Here is a 20,529-nt window from a genome sequence, read left to right on the forward strand (position 1 = left end):
TTCAACGCTCCAGAGAGGTAAGCAACATGAAGCACACTGCAGCCCGCGCCCGCCGTGCTGTGCTCCAGGCAATCACCCACCCGCACACCGGCCCGTACACCGCGTCCCGCAGGCCGGGCCGTGGCCGCCGGGGAGCGCGTGCATGGGCAGGCGCCAACCGTGCGGTCCTGCGTCTGACCACGCGCATGCAGGACGGCCTTCAGGAGGCCGCCCGCCGGCCAGACCGCGGCGACATCTCCACCACGACCGTCATCATCTGGGTGGCCGCCGTCACCGGCGCCGTCCTCATCGCCGGGACCATCGCCGTCGTCATCGCCAAGTACAACGGCAAGCTCTCCGGTCTGTGATGAGTCCTCGCGAGCGGCTGCTGGCCTGGTGGCAGGGACGAAGATGGCGCGACGACCGCGGCGACACCAGCATTCAGATGGCGATCATCTTCCCGTTCGTGCTGCTCGCCACGGTCGCCGTCATCCAGGCCTCCATGTGGTACTACGCCCGGCAGATCGCCCTGACCGCAGCCCGCGAGGGCGTCAGCGCTGCCCGGGCCTACCAGTCGAGCCCGGCCGGCGGTGCGGCCCAGGCACGCAGCGTCCTGGGCCGCACCGCCGGCGACAGCCTGCGCAGCTACAGCGTCTCCGCCAGCAGCAACGGACAACGGGTGCGAGTGCAGGTGTCCGGCACGGCCATGTCGATGATCCCGGGTCTGTCGGGCCTGCACGTCACGCAGTCGGCGTCCGGCCCCGTGGAGCGCTGGACCGTCCCGGGAGAGTGATTCACGTGGCATGCATGGCTCGTTGGTCGCGCAGACTGCGCAGCGATGAGGGCAGTGCCGCTATCGAGGCGGCGATCGTCCTCCCGGCGTTGATCATGTTTCTGTGTCTGGCGATCGCCGGCGGCCGGATCGTCACATCCGGCTCGAAGATCGACTCTGCGGCTGAGGACGCAGCGCGGGAGGCGTCCATCCACCGCACAGCGGCAGCCGCCCAGAGTGCCGCGCAGTCAGCGGCTGCCGAGTCCCTCAACGACCAGGGCATCAAGTGCGCGTCGACCTCCGTCCACATCAACACCGGCGGTCTCAGCGTGCCGGTGGGGCAAGTCGGCACGGTCACCGTGACCGTGACCTGCACGGTGAATCTGTCCGACCTCCTGCTCCCGGGCGTGCCCGGAGCCAAGACGCTCACGTCGACGGCGACCTCGGTGGTGGACCAGTACAGGCAACGGGGTGATGGATGACCATCCGTGAGATGTTCCGGCGACCGGGCATGGACGACCGGGGAGGCGTCACCGTGTTCGTCGCCGTGTGCGTCATCGCGCTAATCGGGATCACCGGTGTCGCTGTCGACGGCGGCAGCAAGATGCGTGCCACGGAGCGCGCGGACTACATCGCCGGCGAAGCCGCCCGGGCAGGCGGGCAGGCCATCGATCCCGCCGACGCGATCAGCGGGAAGGCGATCGATGTGGATCCGCAGGCCGCGGCCGCCGCAGCCCAAGCCTACTTGCGCTCCGCCGGTGCCACCGGCACGGTCAGCGTGTCCGGCGACGGAAGGACGCTGACCGTCACGGTCACCGGTACCTACGACACGAAGTTCTTGTCGGTGGTCGGGATCGGCTCTCTGCCGGTGACCGGCCACGGCAAGGCCACCCTCCTGCATGGCGTCACGGCACCCGACGAAGGAAACTGATGCGCACCACCCCTCCCCCCGCCGCAACCGCCGGCCGCACCCTGGTGCGGGTCATCAAGGCCGTGCTGAGTCTGCTGGTCCTGGCGGTTACGGTCGTCGGGCTGCCGCTGCTGCTGGCCTGGGCCACTCCGGTCATCTGGGCAGCCACCCACGACGACGTCATGCACCTACTGGACCGGCAGGACACCGGCAGCGTGTTCCTGCTGCTGCTCGTCGGCGTGGGTGGCTGCCCAGATGACCGGAGTGGCCCGAACAGGCGGACCGGGCGGACCGGGCGGAACCGACGGAGCGTGCCGTGTGCTTCGCGGGGGCGGTCAAGTCCTTCGGCGCGGTGCGCGCCGTGGACGGGGTGGACCTGGAGATCCGGCGCGGCGAGACGGTCGCCCTGCTGGGGCGCAACGGCGCCGGGAAGTCGACGACGATCTCGCTGCTGCTGGGCCTGAACACGCCGGACGCGGGCGCGGTGGAGCTGTTCGGCGGGCCGCCCGAGCGGGCCGTGCGGGCCGGGTTGGTCGGGGCCATGCTCCAGGAGGCGCGGGCGGTGACCCGGGTGACGGTGCGCGAGCTGGTGGGTTTCGTGGCCGGCCGCTACCCGGACCCGCTGCCGGTCGCCCGGGTGCTGGAGCTGGCCGGGATCCCCGAGCTGGCGGGGCGGCGCGTGGACCGGCTCTCCGGTGGCCAGACGCAGCGCGTGCGGTTCGCGGTCGCGCTGGCCGGGAACCCCGCGCTGCTGGTGCTGGACGAGCCGACGGCGGCGCTGGACGTGGAGGCGCGCCGCGCCTTCTGGGACGCGATGCGCGCCTACGCGCGGGGCGGCCGGACGGTGCTGTTCTCCACGCACTACTTGGAGGAGGCCGACGCGTACGCCGACCGGATCGTGGTCCTCGACCGCGGCCGGATCGTCGCCGACGGCACCGGCGAGCAGCTGCGGCGGGCCGCGGGCGGCAGCCTGGTCGCCTTCGACCTGGCCGGGCGCGGCAGCGCGGGCCTGGAACTGCTGCCGGGCGTGCGGGCGGTGGAGGTCCGCGGGGACCGGGCGCGGCTGCGCACCGACGACTCGGACGCGACGGTGATCGCGCTGGCCGAGCTGGGCGCGATCCGCGGCCTGGAGGTCGTGCCCGCCTCGCTGGACGACGTGTTCCTGACCCTGACCGGCACCCTGGGCGAACGGGAGCCGGTGTGATGCGCGGCATCGTGGACTATCTGCGCCTGGAGGTGCGCCGCACCCTGCGCGACACGGGCTTCGTGATCGGCGGGATCGCGCTGCCGGTGCTGATGTACCTGCTGTTCACCAACATCGGCGACGGCGCCGACGGTGACTGGCGGACCGGCTCCATGGTGGGCATGGCCGCCTACGGCGCGATCGGTTGCGCGCTGAACACCGGCGGCGGGGTCGCCGAGGACCGCGCCCTGGGCTGGCTGCGGCAGCTGCGGGTCACCCCGATGACGCCGCGGCAGGTCGTCACCGGCCGGACGCTGACCGGTGCGGTGACGGTGCTGCCCGCGATCTGCGCGGTGCTGCTGGCGGGCGGCCTGGTCGACGGCGTACGGCTGGCGGCGTGGGAGTGGGCGCTGACGGCGCTGCTGCTGTGGCTCGGCTCGATCCCGTTCACCCTGCTCGGGCTGGGCAACGGCTACGGGCTGACCGGGCAGACCACGGGCGTGGTGAACATGGTGTGCAACCTGGGGCTCGCGGTGCTCGGCGGGCTCTGGTTCCCGGTGTCGCTCTTCCCCGGCTGGCTGCGGTCCGTGGCGGTGTACACGCCCACGAACCGCATCGCCGAGCTGGGTGTCTCGGCGGCCGGGGGGCACGCGCCGGCGCTCGGCGCGGTCGTCGTTCCGGCCCTCTGGCTGGTGGCGTTCGGTTCGTACGCTGTCCTGGCGTACCGCCGCAACGCGGGGACCGTCTGACCGACGCGGGGACCGTCCGACCGACGAGAGGACCCTCCGACCGACGTGGGGACCCGTCCGACCGGACGCGGGGACCCTCCGACCCAGGGAAGGGAATCATGAACAGCTGGTCGCGCAGCGCGTCCTCGCGGATCGCGGGGGTACGGCAGGCGGTCCACGAGGCGCGCCGGGCGCAGCGGTACTGGCAGGAGAACAAGCAGCAGCTCAAGGCCGAGTGGAAGGCGGCCCGCGAGGCCGGTCAAGTGCCCGAGAACCCCGGCCCGCCGCCCAGCGGCTTCTCGCTGCTGCCCTGGCTGCTGATGGGGCTGGGGTCCTTCTCGAACCTGCTCCAGGGCAAGACGCCGAACCCGTGGATCGGCGGTGCGGGCCTGCTCGTCTTCAACTCGCTGTACGTGTATGTCGTCTTCCGCGCCTTCTGCAAGCCCACGCGCGAGGCGGTCTCCACGCGGGTCGCACTGCTGCTGATGGGCGTGGTGACCACCGGGCTGGGCCTGGGCTACGGCGGCAACTGGCTGCTGTTCTTCCCGCTGCTGGGCCTGGCCACCGGGGCGATCCTGCGCGGGCCCTGGCTGGGCAGGTGCGGGCCGGCGCTGGCCGCGTTCGCGGGCGCGGTCGCCGCCTTCCACAACGGCTGGGACGGCATCAACATCGGGTACGCGACGTTCCTGTCCACCATGGTGACGGCCGCGATCCTGAGCCTGAGCGAGGCGGTGCGGGAGCTGCGCGCCGCCCGGGAGGAGTTGGCCCGGCGGGCGGTGGAGGAGGAACGGCTGCGGTTCTCCCGGGACCTGCACGACCTGCTCGGGCACACCCTGTCGGTGATCGTGGTGAAGTCGGAGGCGGCCCGCCGCCTGGCGGGGCGGGACATCGAGGCGGCGCTGGGGCAGATCACCGACATCGAGTCGGTCGGCCGGCAGGCGCTCACCGAGATCCGGGAGGCGGTCACCGGCTACCGCGAGGGCAGCCTGAGCACGGAGCTGGACCGGGCCCGCTCGGCCCTGACGGCCGCCGGCATCGAGCCGGTCGTCCGCCGCTTTGGGCCGCCGCTGGCGCCGCAGACCGAGGCGCTGCTGGGCTGGGTGGTGCGCGAGGCGGTCACCAATGCCGTGCGCCACAGCGGGGCGGACCGCTGCGAGATCACCGTCGCCGGGGCGGCCGAGCGGGTCCGCCTCACCGTCTGCGACAACGGCCGCGGGACACCGGACGGCTCCGGGCGGCCGGGTGCCGCGCCGGGTGTCGGCGGCACCGGACTGAAGGGGCTGACCGAGCGCCTCGCGGCGGCGGGCGGCTCCCTGCGGGCCGGTCCCGCGCCGCGCGGCGGCTTCACGGTCACCGCGGACCTCCCGACGAACGTGGAGGAGCCGCCGGTCGCCGCGCCGGCCGCGGCCACGGCCCCGCGGGCGGCGCGCTGACCACCCGCTCCACCGCGGCCCGCTTCTCCCCGCCCCGCTCCGGCCCGCTTCACCCCGGCCACGCGGACCGCGGCCGCATACTCTTCTGCCGTGAACGAGATGCCCCGGGACCGCCGGCCCGCCAAGTCCGTCCGCGTGCTGCTCGCCGAGGACCAGGGCATGATGCGCGGAGCGCTCGCCCTGCTGCTCGGCATGGAGGAGGACATGGAGGTCGTCGCGCAGGTGGCGGCGGGCGACGCGATCGTGGACGCGGTGCTGACGCACCGGCCCGACGTGGCCCTGCTGGACATCGAACTGCCGGGCATGAGCGGCCTGGACGCCGCCGCCGAGTTGCACGAGCAGGCCCCGGACTGCCGGGTGCTGATCCTCACCACGTTCGGCCGGCCCGGCTATCTGCGCCGCGCCCTGGAGGCGGGCGCGGCGGGCTTCCTCGTCAAGGACGGGCCGGTGGAGGAACTGGCCGCCGCGATCCGCCGGGTGCTCACCGGCGAGACGGTGGTGGACCCCGCCCTCGCGGCCGCCGCGCTCAGCGCGGGCCCCAACCCGCTCACCGCCCGCGAGTGCGACGTGCTGAAGGCGTCGGCGGACGGCGCGACGGTCGCGGACATCGCCGCCCGCCTGCACCTGTCGGAGTCCACCGTCCGCAACTACCTGTCCTCGGCCATCGGCAAGACCGGCACCCGCAACCGCATGGAGGCGATGCGGGAGGCCCGGCAACAGGGGTGGCTGTAGGACTCGGGAGCCGGGAAGCCGGAGCCGGGAGCCGGGAGCAGCCGGGAAGCCGGGCTCGCACGACGGGCTCAGGTGGCGGCTTCCCTGCGGAACAGCGCCGCCCACAGGAAGTCCTCCCCGAAGCACGGCGCGTCCTCCGGCTCGTCGCGCATCCGCCGCAGCTCCACCTCCGTGAGCGGCGCGAAGATCCGGCACAGGTCGTCGGCGCCGTAGGCGAGGCCGCCGTGCAGCCGGCCGGTGCGGTACAGCTCGGCGTCGGACAGCTCGCTGCCCATGGAGCCCGCCGCGAAACAGGTCAGGGCGAGGTGGCCGCCGGGTGCGAGGAGGCGGTCCAGCAGGGCGAGGTAGCTGATCCGGCGGTGCGGCGGCAGGTGGTGGAAGCAGCCGGAGTCGTAGATCAGGTCGTACGGCCCGGACAGCTCCGTCCCGGCGAGGGCGAAGGCGTCCCCGCACAGGAACCGCACCTCGGCCTCCGCCGCGCGGGCCCGTTCCCGCGCCCAGGCCAGCGCGGCCGGTGACAGGTCCACGGCGTCCACCGCGAACCCGCGCGCGGCCAGGTGCAGGGCGTTGCGGCCCGGGCCGCAGCCCAGGTCGAGCGCCCGGCGTCCGCCGATGGTGCCCTGCTCCAGCCAGGCGACGAGGTTCTCGTCGGGCTTGGCCGCGAAGAACGGCACCGGCCGGCCGCGGTCGGCGTAGAAGCCGTCCCACCAGCCGGCCGCGTCCTCGGTCCAGCGGTCGGCGTCCGGCGCGAACAGCCCGTCCAGGAGCCGGAGTACGTCCTCCACGTCACGGATGCTGCGGTCCACGGCCATCCCCTCTCCGCTGTCCGCGGGCCCGGGGACGGCCCGCGGACAGCGGAGAGGGGATGGCCGTGGACCGCAGCATCCCCGGCGTGGACGACCTACCCCGGCCCCTGGGCGGGCCGTTCGCGCCGGACGCCCACCGCTGGTCCGAGTACGACGCCCCGGGGGGCGGAGATGACGTCCCCCCCGCCGGAGGGGATCACCCCGGTCCCTGTCCGAGATGCCCGTCCGACCCGCCCCACGGGCCGTACCGGCGGCGCACCGGGCCGCGCCGGGCCCACTTTCCGCAGCGGTCGGCGCCCGGCCCCTCAGACCCCAACTACCGGATTCCCGCAGTCCGTTCACCCCTTCGCGCCGCCCGCGCGCCACCCTGCACCCCCTGACGACCCGTCACTTCGTCTCGGAAAGGTCAAGAATTCGTTAGTGGCTCGAAGCATCGGAATAGTTGCCTCGGACGACGAGGTTTACCAGGCACTTATCCCGCACGGATGACCACCTATCCGACCTTCACGGCCCGGAGGCCATACCTCTATGACGCTCACGACGACCAGTCGGCCCGCGAAGAGTGCGAGCGGGGCCGTCGTTCCCGTGCTCGCCTTCGCGGGCATCGTTGTCGCGGTGATGCAGACCCTGCTCGTCCCGGTCGTCAAGGACCTGCCGCAGCTGCTGGACACCTCGCCCAGCAACGCCACCTGGGTCCTGACCTCGACTCTGCTCTCGGGCGCCGTGGCCACGCCGATCATGGGTCGCCTCGGCGACCTGTACGGCAAGCGCCGCATGCTCACCGTCAGCCTCGCGGTGATGGTGATCGGCGCTCTGATCAGCGCGTTCACCAGTGCGCTGCTGCCCATGATCGTCGGCCGCACGCTGCAGGGCTTCGCTATGGGCGCCATCCCGCTCGGCATCGGCCTCATGCGCGACATGCTGCCGCGCGAGCGGCTCGGCTCCGCGATGGCCCTGATGAGTTCCTCCATAGGCGTGGGCGGCGGACTGGCCCTGCCCGCCGCCGCCCTCGTCGCCCAGCACACGAACTGGCACGCCCTGTTCTACGGCGCCGCCGGGCTCGGTGTCCTCGCCATCGCCCTCACCCTGCTGACCGTGCCCGAGTCCCCGATGCGCGCCGAGGGCTCCTTCGACCTGCTGGGCGCGCTCGGCCTGTCCGCCGGGCTGGTGCTGCTCCTGCTGCCCGTGACCAAGGGCAGCGACTGGGGCTGGTCGTCGGCCACCACGCTGGGCCTGTTCGGGGCCGCCGTCGTGGTGCTGCTGCTGTGGGGCCTGCTGGAGCTGCGCAGCGCCGCCCCGCTGGTCGACCTGCGCACCACCGCCCGCCGCGAGGTACTGCTCACCAACCTGGCCTCGATCATGGTCGGTGTCGCCTTCTACGTCGTCTCGCTCGTCCTGCCCCAGCTGCTCCAGCTGCCCTCCGCCACCGGCTACGGCCTGGGCCAGTCCATGGTCGTGGCGGGTCTGTGCGTGGCGCCGCTGGGCCTGACGATGATGTTCACCGCGCCCGTCTACGCCCGCCTGTCCGCCCGGTACGGCCCGAAGGTGACCCTGATCATCGGCCTGCTGGTCATCGCGATCGGCTACGGCGGCGGCCTCGGCCTGATGAACGCCGCCTGGCAGACGGTGATCACCTCCGTGATCCTGGGCGCGGGCATCGGCCTGGCCTACTCCTCGCTGCCCGCGCTGATCGTCGGCGCGGTCCCGGCCTCCGAGACCGGCGCGGCCAACGGTCTGAACACCCTGATGCGGTCCATCGGCACCTCGGTGTCCAGCGCCGTGATCGGCATGGTGCTGGCCGACACCGCGCACCACACGGGCGGCGTCGCGGTCCCCACCATGCGCGGCTTCCACGTCTCCTTCCTGATCGCCACCGCCGCCGTCGCCGTCGGTCTGCTGCTGGCCCTGTGCCTGCCGCGCCCCAACCGCGCCCCGCGGCTGCGCGCCAGCAGCGAGGAGGAGGCCAACCTGGCCCGCGCCGAGCAGGCGCTGCGGGGCTTTTACGGCCGGGTGCTGGACGCCCACGGCGCCCCGGTGCCCCGCGCCAAGGTCACGCTGATCGACCGCCGGGGCCGGCAGGCGGGCGCCACGCTCTCCGCCGAGGACGGCAGCTACCGCCTGGCGGTGCCGGCCGAGGGCCCGTACGTGCTGGCCGCCCGCGCCGCCGGGCACGGCCCGCACGCCGCGGCGGCGACCCACACCGGCGACGACCGTCCCGTCGAGCTGGACCTGTCCCTGCCGGGAGAGACGGTCACGGCCTGACTCCGGCGCCCGGCCGGCACCGCGACGCCTCCGTCGCGTACGGAGGCGCACCCGTGCCGCACGGCCGCCCGTCCCGCTCGGAGACGGAGGCCACCGCACCCCCGGTCGCCCGCGCGGCCGGGGGTGCGGCAGCATGGGCGCCCGGAGATGCCCGCACGACCGGAAGGACCCCCATGCCCGCGGCGCCTTCCCCCAAGCTCTCGGCTGCGCCCGACGAGCAGGGGGGACCCTCACCCGACATCCTGGCCGCGTTCGAGGCCGCGAAGGGGTTCATGCCCACGGACGAGGGGCTGGCGCTGTACGCGGCGGCCGTCGAGGCCGGCCGGCTGGGGCTGCCGCTGCTGGAAGTGGGCACCTACTGCGGGCGGTCCACGATCCTGCTCGCCGACGCGGCCCGGCGGGCCGGTGTCACCGCGCTCACCGTCGACCACCACCGCGGCAGCGAGGAGCAGCAGCCCGGCTGGGAGTACCACGACCCGGAGACGGTCGACCCCGAGATCGGCCTGATGGACACGCTGCCCACCTTCCGGCGCACCCTGCACAGGGCGGGCCTGGAGGAGCACGTGGTGGCGCTCGTCGGCCGCTCGCCGCAGATCGCCGCCCTGTGGAACACCCCGCTCGGCCTGGTCTTCGTCGACGGCGGCCACACCGACGAGCACGCCGGCGCGGACTACGCGGGCTGGGCGCCGCACGTGGCGGTGGGCGGGCTGCTGGTCATCCACGACGTGTTCCCGGACCCGGTGGACGAGTTCACCGGGCAGGCCCCGTACCGGGTGTACCGGGGGGCGCTGGCGTCCGGGGAGTTCACCGGGGGGTCGGTGACGGGCTCGCTGCGCGTCCTGCGGCGATGCGGCACGGCCGCTCCCGCGCAGGGCTAGGCTCGCTGTCGTGTCGTACACAGGCCCCGAGTTCGATCCCCCGCAGCCCGAGCGTCCCGCGCGGCCCGGCCGGCCGCGCCGCGCGCCGGTGATCGTCCTGGGCGCGCTGGCGGCCGGCGGGCTGCTGGGCTGGCTGGCCTACGCGGCGGTGGGCGCCTCGGGCGACGGCCCGGACCCGGAGGCGAGCCGGACGGTCGCGGCACCCGCGACGGGCACCCGCACCCCCTCGTCGGCGCCGCACTCCCCCGCCGCGCGCTCGTCCGCGTCCCCGTCGTCCCCGTCGCCGTCCGGGTCGCACGCCGCGGGCGACGACGGCAAGGACCCGGGCGCGCCCGCCGCCTCCGGCCCGCTCCGGGGCAAGGTCGTCGTGATCGACCCGGGGCACAACCCGGGCAACTCCCGGCACACCGCCGAGATCAACCGCCAGGTGGACATCGGCACCGACTCCAAGGAGTGCGACACCACCGGCACCTCCACCAACGGCGGTTACGCGGAGGCCGCGTTCACCCTGGACGTGGCGCACCGGCTGCGCACCCTGCTCGAACAGCAGGGCGCCACCGTGAAACTGACCCACGACGACGGCTTGCCGCCCTGGGGTCCGTGCGTGGACGAACGCGCCCGGATCGGCAACGAGGCGCACGCCGACGCGGCGGTCTCGATCCACGCCGACGGCTCGGCGCCCGGCAACCGCGGCTTCCACGTCATCCTCCCGGCGGCCGTGCACGCCGGTGGCGCCGACACCCGCCCGATCGCCGCCGCCTCCCGCCGGCTCGGCGCGAGCATCGCGGGCAACTTCCTCCGGGTGACCGGCGAGCCGCCCTCCAACTACCTCGGCGGCGGCACCGGCATGGTCACGCGCCGGGACCTGGGCGGTCTCAATCTGTCAACGGTTCCCAAGGTGTTCATCGAGTGCGGCAACATGCGCGACGGCACCGACGCGACCCGGCTGACCAGCGGATCCTGGCGGCAGCGGGCGGCGGAAGGGATCTCCGAAGGAATCGTGGCGTTCCTGCGCGCATCCTGACGGGCGCCCCGCTCCCGGCGGACGTGCCGCCCTGACGGACGGTAGTGTCACCGTACGATGAGGGCCACCCCCGCGCTTCCCACCAGGGCCCTGCGGCGCCCCGGTGACAGTGACGCCTTTGACGACGTACCGACGACGAGACGACCTACGAAGGACCTGACGTGAATATCCGCTCCCTCACTCGGGGCGACGGCGTGGTGATCGGAGCAGCGGTGTTGCTGTTCATCGCGTCGTTCCTCGACACGTACGACTCGCGCTTCGCCAGCGGCAACGCCTGGGACGGACTCGGTCTGGGCCTGGGCGTCTACATGGGCGGTGTCATCGGCGCCGCGCTCGTCGTCGCGGGCCGGTGCCTGCCCCAGCCGCGCAAGGTGGCCGGTCTGGAGCCGGGCCCGGTGGGCACGGCGTTCACGGTCCTGTCGGCCTGGGTGCTCTTCTGGTACCTGGTGGACACCCCCACTTCGATCAGCGCCGGCTCCGGTCTGATCCTCGGCTTCGTCGCCGCGCTCGTGGCGGCCGCCGCGGCCGTCGCCGGCCCGCTGGTCCCGGCCCTGCAGGCGGCCCTGATCCCGGCGCCCAAGCCGGTCGCGCCGCAGCCGTACGGGGCGCAGCCGCCGGGCGGTTACGGCTACCCGGGCGGCCCGCAGCCGTCGTACGGCGGCCAGCCGCAGCCGGGCCAGTCCTACGGCGCGGCCCAGCCGCAGCAGGCCCAGCAGGCCCAGCAGGCGGCGGCGTTCTCGCCGTTCTGGTTCGCGGTGCCGGCGCCGCGTCCGCTGTACGCCGAGGACGGCTCGCCCGCGCCGATCGCCGAACTCTCGCCGGGCGTGTGGTACCTGGCGGTCGAGCAGCGCGGCCAGGGCCTGCTGACCGAGATGCAGGACGGCCGGCGCGGCGTGCTGCAGGACACCTCGAACATCCAGCGCGGCTGACCCGCCCCGCGCCGCCGACCGCGGCGCCACGGCCCCTCGCCCCCACGGGCGGGGGGCCGTTGCCGTGGGCGCCCGCGCGCCGGCGGTCCAGGAACCGCTCCCCGGTCTAGGAACCGCTCCGGAGCTGCGAGGCCGACGGCACCTTGTCCTTGACCGGGGCGCCCGCGCTCTTGCCCGCGTCCTTCACCTTGTTGATGGTGTCGTTGAAGCTGCCGGCCGCCGAGCCGTCACCCTTGCGGAGCTTGGACGGCAGGTCCCTCAGCCCGGCGATGGCCGAGTTCAGCGGGGCCAGCGCCTTGGACAGCGTCGGGTCGCCCTGGGCGTTGCGCACGGCCGCCTTGAGCCGGTTGTACGTGAACGCGCCCGCCAGGCCCGCCTTGACGAGCGTGGTCTTGCGGTGCGGCGCGCCCTTCTTGAACTTGCCCTCCTTGTACGGTTTCCAGATCCACTCGTAGGTGGCCCCGGCGGCGAGCGCCGCGTTCGCCACGAAGCGCGTCTTGGCGAACTTCTGCCGCTCCGCGGAGGTGGTCGGGCTCGGCTCGTCGGCGACGGCCGTGGCGGTCGGCCGGCTGTGCTGCCCGTCGCTCTGGGCGGTCGACCACCCGGCGGAGCCGGCGAGCAGGGCGCAGCAGAGGGTGAGCGCCACTGCGAGGCGCCGTATCGGTACGGGCACGGTGTCCTCCCGAAGGGTGTTGCTGGGGGTACTCCGGGGGTCCGTGTGAACCTTCGGGGCGGCGCTGAAACGGGACACCGGGTGTGGTGCCGGCGTCACCTTCCGTGCCCGTCGCGGGTTTCAGCGGGCGCCCGCGGGCCAGACGAAGGGCATGTCCTCTCGATATCGCACGGGTTCCACCCCGGCGGGGACGGTCATCGCGGTGGTCGCGGACATCATGGCCGTCATCCTCGGGCTGTGGATACTGATGTACCTGCTGGACGCCAACCGGGCCAACGACCTGGTGCGGTTCGTCCACGAGGCGGCGAACTGGCTCGCGGGCTGGTCGCGGGACCTGTTCACCTTCGACGCGGCCTGGGCCCGGGTCGTCGCCGGGTACGGTCTGGCCGCGGTGGTCTACCTGTTCGTCGGGCACGCCGTCGCGGGCCGGCTGCACCGGCACTGAACGGCCACGGGGCGCCGGGCGGCGCGGGCGCGTGTCCTCGCGTCCTCAGGCGCAGCAGTCGGCGTCGTCCGCGTCCAGTCCCCTGGGCAGCCGGTCGGCGGAGAAGACCGTGCAGGTGGCCTCGTGTCCGCCGAGCGCGGCGACGGCCAGCAGCAGCGAGCCCGCGGTCCACGTGGTCAGCTCGCGGGGCCATATGGCGTCGTCCTCGAAGACGTAGCCCGTCCAGTACAGGCCGCTGTCGGGATCGCGCAGGTGCTGGATGGACTGCAGCACCTCCAGGGCGCGGTCGGACTCGCCCACCGCCCACAGCGTCAGGGCGAGTTCGGCGGACTCCCCGCCGGTCACCCACGGGTTGGGCACCACGCAGCGCACCCCGAGGCCGGGCACCACGAATCGGTCCCAGCGCTCCTCCATGCGCTCCTTGGCCGCCACGCCGGTCAGCGCGCCGCCGAGCACCGGGTAGTACCAGTCCATCGAGTAGCGGTCCTTGTCGAGGAACCGCTCCGGGTGCCGGCGGATCGCGTGGCGCAGCGCGCCCACCGCCAACTCCCAGTCGGGCTGCGGCTCCTCGCGCTGCTCGGCGATCGCCAGCGCGCAGCACAGCGCGTGGTGGACGGAGGAGGACCCGGTCAGCAGGGCGTCGGCGGTGGCGGTGCCGTCGTCCTCGTACCGCCAGCCGATCTGCCCGCCGGGCTGCTGCAGCCGCAGCACGAACTCCACGGCGGCGTACACCACCGGCCACATCCGGTCCAGGAAGGTGTCGTCGCCGGTGGACAGGTAGTGGTGCCACACGCCGACGGCGGGATAGGCGACGAAGTTGGTCTCCCGGCCCCGGTCGGTGACGTCGTCGTGCGCGCCGTCGGCGTAGGCCGCGTACCAGGAGCCGTCCGGCAGCTGGTGGCGGGCCAGCCAGGCGTAGGCGCGCTCGGCGGCCTCGTGCTCGCCGGCCGCGTCCAGCGCCATCGCGGCCTCGACGTGGTCCCACGGGTCGAGGTGGTGGCCGCGGAACCAGGGGATCGCGCCGTCCTCGCGCTGCACGGCGAGGATGCCGCGCACGGTGGCGGCGGCCTGCTCGGCGGTGAGGACCCCGGGCAGGACCAGGTGCTGCGTGCGGGGCGTGGTCACGCGGCGGCCGCCCGCGGCAGGTGCGGCTTGGTCGCGTACGCCACGAAGCTCTTGCCGATCAGCGGGTTGAGGGCCTGCTCGGCCACGCGGGTGGCCAGCGGCTTCTTCATGATGTCCCAGACCAGCAGCTTGTGGTACGCCCGCACGGGCAGCACCTTGTCGTTGTCGACGCCGAAGGCGCACTTCAGCCACCAGTACGGGGCGTGCAGGGCGTGGGCGTGGTGGGTGCCGTACGGCTTCAGGCCGGCCTCGCGCATCTTGGCGAGGAGTTCGTCGGCCTTGTAGATGCGGATGTGGCCGCCCTCGACCTCGTGGTAGGCGTCGGACAGCGCCCAGCACACCTTCTCCGGGCCGTAGCGCGGCACGGTGACGGCGATGCGCCCGCCCGGCTTGAGCACGCGGACCATCTCGGCGAGCACGCCCTTGTCGTCGGGGATGTGCTCCATCACCTCGGAGATGATGACGACGTCGAAGGACTCGTCGGGGAAGGGCAGGGCGAGCGCGTCGCCCTCCATGGCGGTGGCGGTGGCCCCGGCGGGCGCCTCGCCGGCCTCCTTCATCGCCGCGAACCACTTGGCGACCTCGCGGATCTCCTCGCCGTTGCGGTCCAGCGCCACCACGCGGGCGCCGCGCCGGTAGCACTCGAAGGCGTGCCGGCCGGCACCGCAGCCGAGGTCCAGGACGCGGTCGCCCGGCGCGAGCGGGAACCGGGAGAAGTCGACGGTCAGCACGTGGCCCTGCTTTCGGAGTAGACATCCTCTGCGGCCGCGGGGGCGACGCTCGTCGGGGTCGCGGACGCAACACTCGGTGAGGCCGCCGGGCGGCCGGGAGTCCGGGCCGCCGTGCGGTGCGGACCCGGGGAGCGGCGGGCGACGGCCTCGCGGTAGTGGGCCACCGTGCCTTCGGCGGCCCGCGCCCAGGTGAAGTGGCGCAGCACCCGCTCGCGGCCCGCGCGGCCGAGCCGCTCCCGCAGCCCGCCGTCGCCCAGCAGTCTGCTCAGCGCGGCGGCCAGGGCGCCGGCGTCGCCGGGCGGCACCGCCAGGCAGGTCTCGCCGTCCCGCCCGGCGGCCTCGGGGATCGCCCCGCCGGTCGTGGCGACCAGCGGCGTTCCGGTGGCCATGGCCTCGGCCGCCGGCAGGGAGAAGCCCTCGTACAGCGACGGCACGCAGGCGACCTCGGCGGAGCGCACCAGGTCGACCAGTTCGGCGTCGGAGATGCCCTTGACGAAGCGGACGGCGCCGTCGAGGCCGTAGCGCTCGATGGCCTGCGCGACCGGTCCGTCCTCGGCGCGCTTGCCGACGACGACGAGGTGCGCGTCGGGGTGTTCGGCGCGCACCTTCGCCAGCGCCTCGACGAGGAACACCAGACCCTTGAGCGGCACGTCGGCGCTGGAGGTGGTCACGATGCGGCCCGGCACCTGCCGCACCGACGGATCGGGGGAGAACAGGTCGGTGTCGGCGCCGATGTGGACGACGTGGACGCGGTCGGGGCGTACGCCCAGGTGGTCGACGATCTCCTGCCGGGAGGTGCCGGAGACGGTGAGCACGGAGGGCAGCCGGCGCGCGACGCGCTTCTGCATGCGGGTGAAGGCGTACCAGCGCTTGACCGACCAGCGCCGCTGCCAGGTGTCGGCGGCGTCCAGCTCCAACTGCCGGTCCACGGTGATGGGGTGGTGGACGGTGGTCACCAGCGGCGCCCCGACGTCGCCGAGGAGGCCGTAGCCGAGCGTCTGGTTGTCGTGCACGACGTCGAACTGCCCGCGGCGGGCGCGCAGATGGCGGCGGGCGCGCAGGGAGAACGTCAGCGGCTCGGGGAAGCCGCCGCTCCACATGGTGGCGACCTCCAGCGCGTCGATCCAGTCGCGGTACTCCTCGCGCGCCGGGGTGCGGAACGGGTCCGGCTGGCGGTACAGGTCGAGGCTGGGCAGCTCGGTCAGGCGCAGGCTGCCCGGGTAGTCCTCGTCCTCGTCGAGCACGGGGTAGGGCTGGGCGCCGATCACCTCGACGCGGTGGCCGAGCCGGGCCAGCTCGCGCGAGAGGTGGCGGACGTAGACGCCCTGGCCGCCGCAGAACGGGTTTCCCTTGTAGGTCAGGAGCGCGATGGTGAGCGGTCGCCCGCCGTCCGCGGCGAGGTCCGCGGGGGACCCCGCCTGACTGGCCTCAGCGGTCACTCCGGGCCCCCTTCTGACTGCACTGTCCCGCGAGGGTACGCGGGGACGCTAATCTAGAACAAGTTTCAGACTTGATCGTTCAGGAGGCTCCGAATCTACCGGCAGGTAGCCCCGCTGTGAGCAGGGGATCGGGTGATTCGCGCCACGGCTCGCGCGGTGCCCGGCGCCTGCCGCACTGTCCGATCACCCGGCCTTCACCGACCGTCACGGAACGGGACCCATGCCTGCGCGAGCCAAGCCGCCGACCGCCACCGCGCGGCAGGAGGAGCGCCGTCGCCGCATCCTGCGCGCCGGCACCCGGCTGGCCTGCCGGGGCGGCTTCGAGGCGGTGCAGATGCGGGAGGTCGCGGAGTCCTCGCAGGTGGCGCTCGGCACGCTGTACCGGTACTTCCCGTCGAAGGTGCACCTGCTGGTCGCGATCATGCAGGACCAGCTGGAGCGGATGCACGGCACGCTGCGCAAGAAGCCGCCGTCCGGTGCGGGCCCGGCCGAACGGGTCGCGCAGACGCTCATGGGCGCCTTCCGGGCGCTGCAGGGCGAGCCGCAGCTGGCGGAGGCGATGGTGCGCGCCCTGACGTTCGCGGACCGCAGCGTGAGCCGGGAGGTCGATCAGGTCTCCCGCCTGACCACGGCGATCATCCTGGACGCGATGGACCGCCCCGAGCCGACGCCCGGGCAGCTGTCCGCGGTCCGCGTGATCGAGCACACCTGGCACTCGGCCCTGATCGCCTGGCTCTCGGGCCGCGCCTCGATCGCCCAGGTGCAGGCCGACGTGGAGACGGCCTGCCGACTGATCGGACAGGTGGACTGAGGCGCTCGTCCCGGTACGAGAAGAGCCCGGGCACGAGTAAGGCCCGGGCACGAAAAAACCTACGAGACGGGTTCCCTTCGCCGGTATTGTCCGGATCAGGTATTGGGGGTCGCCTTCCGGTCTTGCGACCTTCCGGCCTCTCAGCCCGACCGTCGACGTCGGCCTCGGCGGATGCCTTGCGGCGTCTCGCCCAAGTCGGCTACTCCGGTCGAACTCCCTCACTCGCCCCGTAGGCACTTTTTATGTTAGTCGGCTCACATCGGGATGGAACCCCCCGAAGCAAGATTTTTTGTCGACAACCAGGGCATACCTCCCTGCTGCCCGATGCTCGTGGCCGCCCGGTTTTCCCGGGTCGGTAAAGTGGCCCGGTCGTCATCACGCCTGTTCGGGGGGAAGCCGGTGAAAATCCGGCGCTGACCCGCAACCGTATGCCGCTCCCCATCCCAGGGAACGGTGAGCCGGAATGCCCCGGGCGGGGGCGTGACCGGCTCGCGTGCGTCGGCGAACCCGCCGCCGCACGGCACCGTCGAGGGATACGGAGCCGAGCCGCCGGGGGTGTCCCCTGCTGCCCGGCTCCCCGCAGGGAGAGGCATCCGCCGATCATGAACATACGCCGCAGCGCAGCGGCCCTGGCCGCCGTCGCCGCCGTCGCCGTGATCGGGGCCCCGGCCGCCGTCGCCGCCGGATCCTCGCCGTCCCCCTCCGGGGCGCCCGCGCTCCCCGCCGGGCTGTACGGCAGCACCGACCCGAAGTACGACGGCGTGTGGCGGCAGTCCCTCGCCCTGCTCGCGCAGCACACCGTGGGCGTGCGGCCCGCCCCGCAGGCCGTGGACTGGCTGACGGGCCAGCAGTGCGCGAACGGCGCGTTCGCCGCGTTCCGCGCCGACCCCTCCGCCGCCTGCGACGCCAAGGTCGCCGTCGACACCAACAGCACGGCCGCCGCCGTCCAGGCCCTCGCCGCGCTCGGCGGCCACGACGCGGCCACCGGCAAGGCGGTCTCCTGGCTGAAGTCCGTGCAGAACAAGGACGGCGGCTGGGGCTACACCCCCGGCGGGCCCAGCGACACCAACTCGACGTCGGTCGTCATCGGGGCGCTCGCCGCCGCCGGCGAGAAGCCCGCCGCCGTGGTCAAGGACGGCAAGTCCCCCTACGACGCGCTGCTGACGTTCGCCCTGCCGTGCTCCGGTGAGAGCGCGGGCGCGTTCGCCTACCAGCCCGACAAGAAGGGCGCCCTGGCCGCCAACGCCGACGCCACGGCCGCCGGTGTGGTCGCCGCGCTCGGGCAGGGCCTGGCGGCCGAGGCGGGCACCGGACACGCGAGCGCCCGCTGCTCCGACTCCGGTACGGCCACCCCCGCCCGGGCCGCCGCCAACGGCGCGGCCTACCTCGCGCACGCCCTCGCCGCGACCGGCCACCTGACCTCCGCCCTGCCCGGCGCCGAGGACCAGCCCGACTACGGCAACACCGCCGACGCGGTGGTCGCGCTGGCCGCCCAGGGCGGCGCCGGGCAGGCGGCGGGGCCGCTGCGCTGGCTGGAGCGGCACGCCACGGTGTGGGCCCGGCAGAGCGGCCCGGCCGCCTGGGCGCAGCTGATCTTCGCCGCCCACGCCACGGGCACCGACCCGCACGACTTCGGCGGCACCGACCTGGTGAAAGCGCTCGACGCCACCGGCCCGAAGCCGGTGTCTCACTCCGCGCCCGCGCGCCCCGCGCGGAAGGACCCGGACGGCGAGGAGAACGGCGGCGACTCCGGGCACACCGCCGCCTGGATCGCCGGCGGTGTCGGCGCGGTCGTGGTCGTCGGCGCCGTCGTCCTGGTGGCCGTGCGCCGCGCCGGCCGTACGGAGCGGCGGCCGTGATGCGCCGCCCGCGCGCGCTGTCCGCGCTGCTCCTGGCCGCCGTGTTCCTGCTGGGCACGGGCGCCGGCCAGGCGCAGGCCGTCGGCTACCGGTACTGGTCCTTCTGGGACCGCGACGGCGACCACTGGACGTACGCCACCCAGGGCCCGTCCACGGCCCGCCCCGCCGACGGCGACGTGCAGGGCTTCCGTTTCGCCGTCAGCGAGGACTCCCAGGAGGCGGCCGAGCCGCGCGGCACCGCCTCGTTCGCGGCCATCTGCGGCGGGACACCGGCCGCACACGGACACAAGCGCGTCGCGCTGGTCCTCGACTTCGGCACGCGGGCCGACGCCCCGTCCGGCGAGGCACCGCCCGCACCGCGCCGGGTCTGCGCCCGGGTCCCCGCCGACGCCACCACGGCGGAGGCCCTGGCGGCCGTCGCCCCGCCCCTGCGCTATGACACCAATGCGCTGCTGTGCGCGATCGCCGGCTACCCGGCCAAGGGCTGCGGGGAGCAGGTCGACACGGCCTTGACGAGCCCCGGCACGACGAAGAACGTGACGGACAAGGCGGCCGGAGCCGAGAAGAAGGACGGCGGTCCGTCCGTGGGGCTCCTCGCGGGCGGCGCGGTCGTCGTCGTCCTGGCCGGTGCGGCCGTCTGGCAGGCCCGCCGCCACAGGCATGCGTAAGCCTGCCGACGGCACGGGCACGGCACCGCCCGGCCCGCGCGTGCGCCGGGCGCCCGGCGTGCACGCCGGGGCGTGGTGGGTGTGGGCGCTCGCACTCGGCACCGCCGCGACCCGCACCACCAACCCGCTGCTGCTGGGCCTGCTGCTGGCCGTCTCCGGGTACGTGGTGGTGACCTGCCGTCCCGACACCCCCGCGGCCCGCTCCTACAGCGCCTTCCTCCGGCTCGCCCTCGCCGTGCTCGTGGTGCGCCTGGGCTTCGCCGTGGTGCTCGGCTCCCCCATCCCCGGCACGCACGTCCTGCTCACCCTGCCCGAGGTGCCGCTGCCGCACTGGGCGCAGGGCATCCGCCTCGGCGGCCGGGTCACCGCCGAGGCACTGGTGTTCGCGCTGTACGACGCGCTGAAGCTGGCCGCGCTGCTGATCTGCGTGGGCGCGGCGAACGCCCTGGCCGCCCCCGCCCGGTTGCTGAAGTCCCTGCCGGGCGCGCTGTACGAGATGGGTGTGGCCGTGGTCGTCGCGCTCACCTTCGCCCCGCATCTGGTCGCCGACGCCCGGCGGCTGCGGGCGGCCCGCCGGCTGCGCGGCCGTCCGGACCGGGGGGTGCGCGGGCTGCTGCACGTGGGGCTGCCGGTGCTGGAGGGCGCGCTGGAGCGGTCGGTGTCGCTGGCCGCCGCGATGGACGCCCGCGGCTACGGCCGTACCGCCGAGGTGGCGCCCGCGGTGCGCCGGACCACCGCCGCCCTCACCCTGGGCGGGCTGCTCGGCGTGTGCGCGGGCACGTACGGGCTGCTCCCCGCCGAGGGCGGCACCTACGGGCTGCCCGTGCTGGGTGCCGGGCTCGCCGCCGCGCTGGCCGGGCTGTGGCTGGGCGGCCGGCGCACCCCGCGCACCCGCTACCGCCCCGACACCTGGGGGCCGCGCTCGTGGCTGGTCGCCGGTTCGGGCGTGGCGGTCGCGGCCCTGCTGAGCCTGGCCGCTGCCCGCGACCCGCAGGCGCTGCACCCCGGTGTCGTCCCGCTGGTCGCCCCCGCGCTGCCGCTGCTGGCTCTTATACACAACTCCGAGCCCACGAGACAGGCAGAAAACTCGCATGCCGGCTTCTGCTTGAAAAAAAAAAACACCTAATCATCTCCTATTCCGT

21 protein-coding genes and 1 riboswitch are annotated in these 20,529 nt (G+C 74.1%); of the genes, 16 read left to right on the forward strand and 5 right to left on the reverse strand.

Annotation, left to right across the window (positions count from 1 at the left end; genetic code table 11):
- The first annotated feature begins 26 nt into the window (after nucleotides 1-26).
- The 8 genes from GV126_RS11245 (at nucleotide 27) to GV126_RS11280 (ending at nucleotide 5,737) form a co-directional block, all read left to right on the forward strand.
- A complete protein-coding gene (locus tag GV126_RS11245; protein WP_159664976.1) occupies nucleotides 27-347 on the forward strand; it encodes a hypothetical protein in 321 nt (106 codons plus the stop codon).
- The gene (locus GV126_RS11250; RefSeq protein ID WP_185948143.1) at nucleotides 347-772 is read left to right on the forward strand and encodes a TadE/TadG family type IV pilus assembly protein; all 426 of its coding nucleotides are present in this window, start codon (nucleotides 347-349) and stop codon (nucleotides 770-772) included. Before GV126_RS11245 ends, GV126_RS11250 begins: the two co-directional genes overlap by 1 nt.
- Before the next feature lie 14 nt (nucleotides 773-786).
- On the forward strand, nucleotides 787-1,233 hold the full coding sequence (locus GV126_RS11255) for a TadE/TadG family type IV pilus assembly protein (RefSeq protein ID WP_159664978.1): 447 nt from the start codon (nucleotides 787-789) through the stop codon (nucleotides 1,231-1,233).
- On the forward strand, nucleotides 1,230-1,682 hold the full coding sequence (locus GV126_RS11260) for a TadE/TadG family type IV pilus assembly protein (RefSeq protein WP_236569954.1): 453 nt from the start codon (nucleotides 1,230-1,232) through the stop codon (nucleotides 1,680-1,682). Before GV126_RS11255 ends, GV126_RS11260 begins: the two co-directional genes overlap by 4 nt.
- 295 nt (nucleotides 1,683-1,977) lie before the next feature.
- A complete protein-coding gene (locus GV126_RS11265; RefSeq protein WP_159664981.1) occupies nucleotides 1,978-2,865 on the forward strand; it encodes an ABC transporter ATP-binding protein in 888 nt (295 codons plus the stop codon).
- Nucleotides 2,866-2,873: 8 nt separating this feature from the next.
- Nucleotides 2,874-3,593, forward strand: coding sequence for an ABC transporter permease (locus GV126_RS11270; protein ID WP_159673553.1), 720 nt, complete (start codon nucleotides 2,874-2,876; stop codon nucleotides 3,591-3,593).
- A 98-nt stretch (nucleotides 3,594-3,691) separates the two neighbouring features.
- Nucleotides 3,692-5,005 carry a sensor histidine kinase gene (locus GV126_RS11275; RefSeq protein WP_159664983.1) on the forward strand — a complete coding sequence of 438 codons (1,314 nt, stop codon included), beginning with the start codon at nucleotides 3,692-3,694 and terminating at the stop codon, nucleotides 5,003-5,005.
- A gap of 99 nt (nucleotides 5,006-5,104) precedes the next feature.
- Nucleotides 5,105-5,737, forward strand: coding sequence for a response regulator transcription factor (locus tag GV126_RS11280; RefSeq protein ID WP_159673555.1), 633 nt, complete (start codon nucleotides 5,105-5,107; stop codon nucleotides 5,735-5,737).
- Between the two features lie 68 nt (nucleotides 5,738-5,805).
- Here GV126_RS11280 and GV126_RS11285 read toward each other — a convergent pair whose 3' ends face one another.
- The gene (locus GV126_RS11285; RefSeq protein ID WP_201299828.1) at nucleotides 5,806-6,549 is read right to left on the reverse strand and encodes a class I SAM-dependent methyltransferase; all 744 of its coding nucleotides are present in this window, start codon (nucleotides 6,547-6,549) and stop codon (nucleotides 5,806-5,808) included.
- A gap of 522 nt (nucleotides 6,550-7,071) precedes the next feature.
- Between GV126_RS11285 and GV126_RS11290 the strand changes: the two genes are divergently transcribed.
- From GV126_RS11290 to GV126_RS11305, 4 genes are all read left to right on the forward strand, one after another.
- Complete coding sequence (locus GV126_RS11290; protein WP_159664988.1) at nucleotides 7,072-8,805, forward strand: MFS transporter; 1,734 nt, start codon at nucleotides 7,072-7,074, stop codon at nucleotides 8,803-8,805.
- 173 nt (nucleotides 8,806-8,978) lie between these two features.
- Nucleotides 8,979-9,683, forward strand: a complete 705-nt coding sequence (locus GV126_RS11295) for a class I SAM-dependent methyltransferase (RefSeq protein WP_159664991.1) — start codon at nucleotides 8,979-8,981, stop codon at nucleotides 9,681-9,683.
- A 10-nt stretch (nucleotides 9,684-9,693) separates the two neighbouring features.
- The gene (locus GV126_RS11300; protein WP_185947820.1) at nucleotides 9,694-10,707 is read left to right on the forward strand and encodes an N-acetylmuramoyl-L-alanine amidase; all 1,014 of its coding nucleotides are present in this window, start codon (nucleotides 9,694-9,696) and stop codon (nucleotides 10,705-10,707) included.
- A 161-nt stretch (nucleotides 10,708-10,868) separates the two neighbouring features.
- Complete coding sequence (locus tag GV126_RS11305) at nucleotides 10,869-11,636, forward strand: DUF5336 domain-containing protein (protein ID WP_185947821.1); 768 nt, start codon at nucleotides 10,869-10,871, stop codon at nucleotides 11,634-11,636.
- 106 nt (nucleotides 11,637-11,742) lie between these two features.
- Here the strand turns inward: GV126_RS11305 and GV126_RS11310 are convergent, their stop codons facing one another.
- Nucleotides 11,743-12,309: a hypothetical protein gene (locus GV126_RS11310; protein WP_159664993.1), complete on the reverse strand. Its 567-nt coding sequence runs from the start codon at nucleotides 12,307-12,309 to the stop codon at nucleotides 11,743-11,745.
- Between the two features lie 151 nt (nucleotides 12,310-12,460).
- Between GV126_RS11310 and GV126_RS11315 the strand changes: the two genes are divergently transcribed.
- Nucleotides 12,461-12,754: a hypothetical protein gene (locus GV126_RS11315; protein WP_159664996.1), complete on the forward strand. Its 294-nt coding sequence runs from the start codon at nucleotides 12,461-12,463 to the stop codon at nucleotides 12,752-12,754.
- 45 nt (nucleotides 12,755-12,799) lie between these two features.
- Here the strand turns inward: GV126_RS11315 and GV126_RS11320 are convergent, their stop codons facing one another.
- Genes GV126_RS11320 through GV126_RS11330 form a run of 3 tightly spaced genes read right to left on the reverse strand, consistent with a single transcriptional unit; the run spans nucleotide 12,800 to nucleotide 16,049 of the window.
- Nucleotides 12,800-13,879, reverse strand: a complete 1,080-nt coding sequence (locus GV126_RS11320; RefSeq protein WP_159664999.1) for a prenyltransferase/squalene oxidase repeat-containing protein — start codon at nucleotides 13,877-13,879, stop codon at nucleotides 12,800-12,802.
- A complete protein-coding gene (locus tag GV126_RS11325; protein WP_028422331.1) occupies nucleotides 13,876-14,610 on the reverse strand; it encodes a class I SAM-dependent methyltransferase in 735 nt (244 codons plus the stop codon). Before GV126_RS11325 ends, GV126_RS11320 begins: the two co-directional genes overlap by 4 nt.
- A complete protein-coding gene (locus GV126_RS11330) occupies nucleotides 14,604-16,049 on the reverse strand; it encodes a glycosyltransferase family 4 protein (protein WP_159665002.1) in 1,446 nt (481 codons plus the stop codon). The genes GV126_RS11325 and GV126_RS11330 overlap by 7 nt, the downstream gene beginning before the upstream one ends.
- 220 nt (nucleotides 16,050-16,269) lie before the next feature.
- Here GV126_RS11330 and GV126_RS11335 point away from each other — a divergent pair, with 220 nt between their 5' ends.
- The 3 genes from GV126_RS11335 (at nucleotide 16,270) to GV126_RS11345 (ending at nucleotide 19,387) form a co-directional block, all read left to right on the forward strand.
- Entirely contained in the window at nucleotides 16,270-16,860 is a 591-nt protein-coding gene (locus GV126_RS11335) for a TetR family transcriptional regulator (protein WP_159665005.1), read from the forward strand.
- Between the two features lie 376 nt (nucleotides 16,861-17,236).
- A riboswitch (adenosylcobalamin-variant (AdoCbl-variant) riboswitch) is annotated at nucleotides 17,237-17,337 on the forward strand.
- 125 nt (nucleotides 17,338-17,462) lie between these two features.
- Nucleotides 17,463-18,719 (forward strand): SCO2321 family membrane protein, encoded by a 1,257-nt coding sequence (locus GV126_RS11340; protein WP_159665008.1) that lies wholly within the window; start codon nucleotides 17,463-17,465, stop codon nucleotides 18,717-18,719.
- Nucleotides 18,719-19,387 carry an SCO2322 family protein gene (locus GV126_RS11345; protein WP_159665011.1) on the forward strand — a complete coding sequence of 223 codons (669 nt, stop codon included), beginning with the start codon at nucleotides 18,719-18,721 and terminating at the stop codon, nucleotides 19,385-19,387. Before GV126_RS11340 ends, GV126_RS11345 begins: the two co-directional genes overlap by 1 nt.
- Nucleotides 19,388-20,529: the final 1,142 nt, after the last annotated feature.

It is taken from the genome of Streptomyces mexicanus, assembly GCF_902506575.1.
GTDB lineage: Bacteria > Actinomycetota > Actinomycetes > Streptomycetales > Streptomycetaceae > Streptomyces > Streptomyces mexicanus.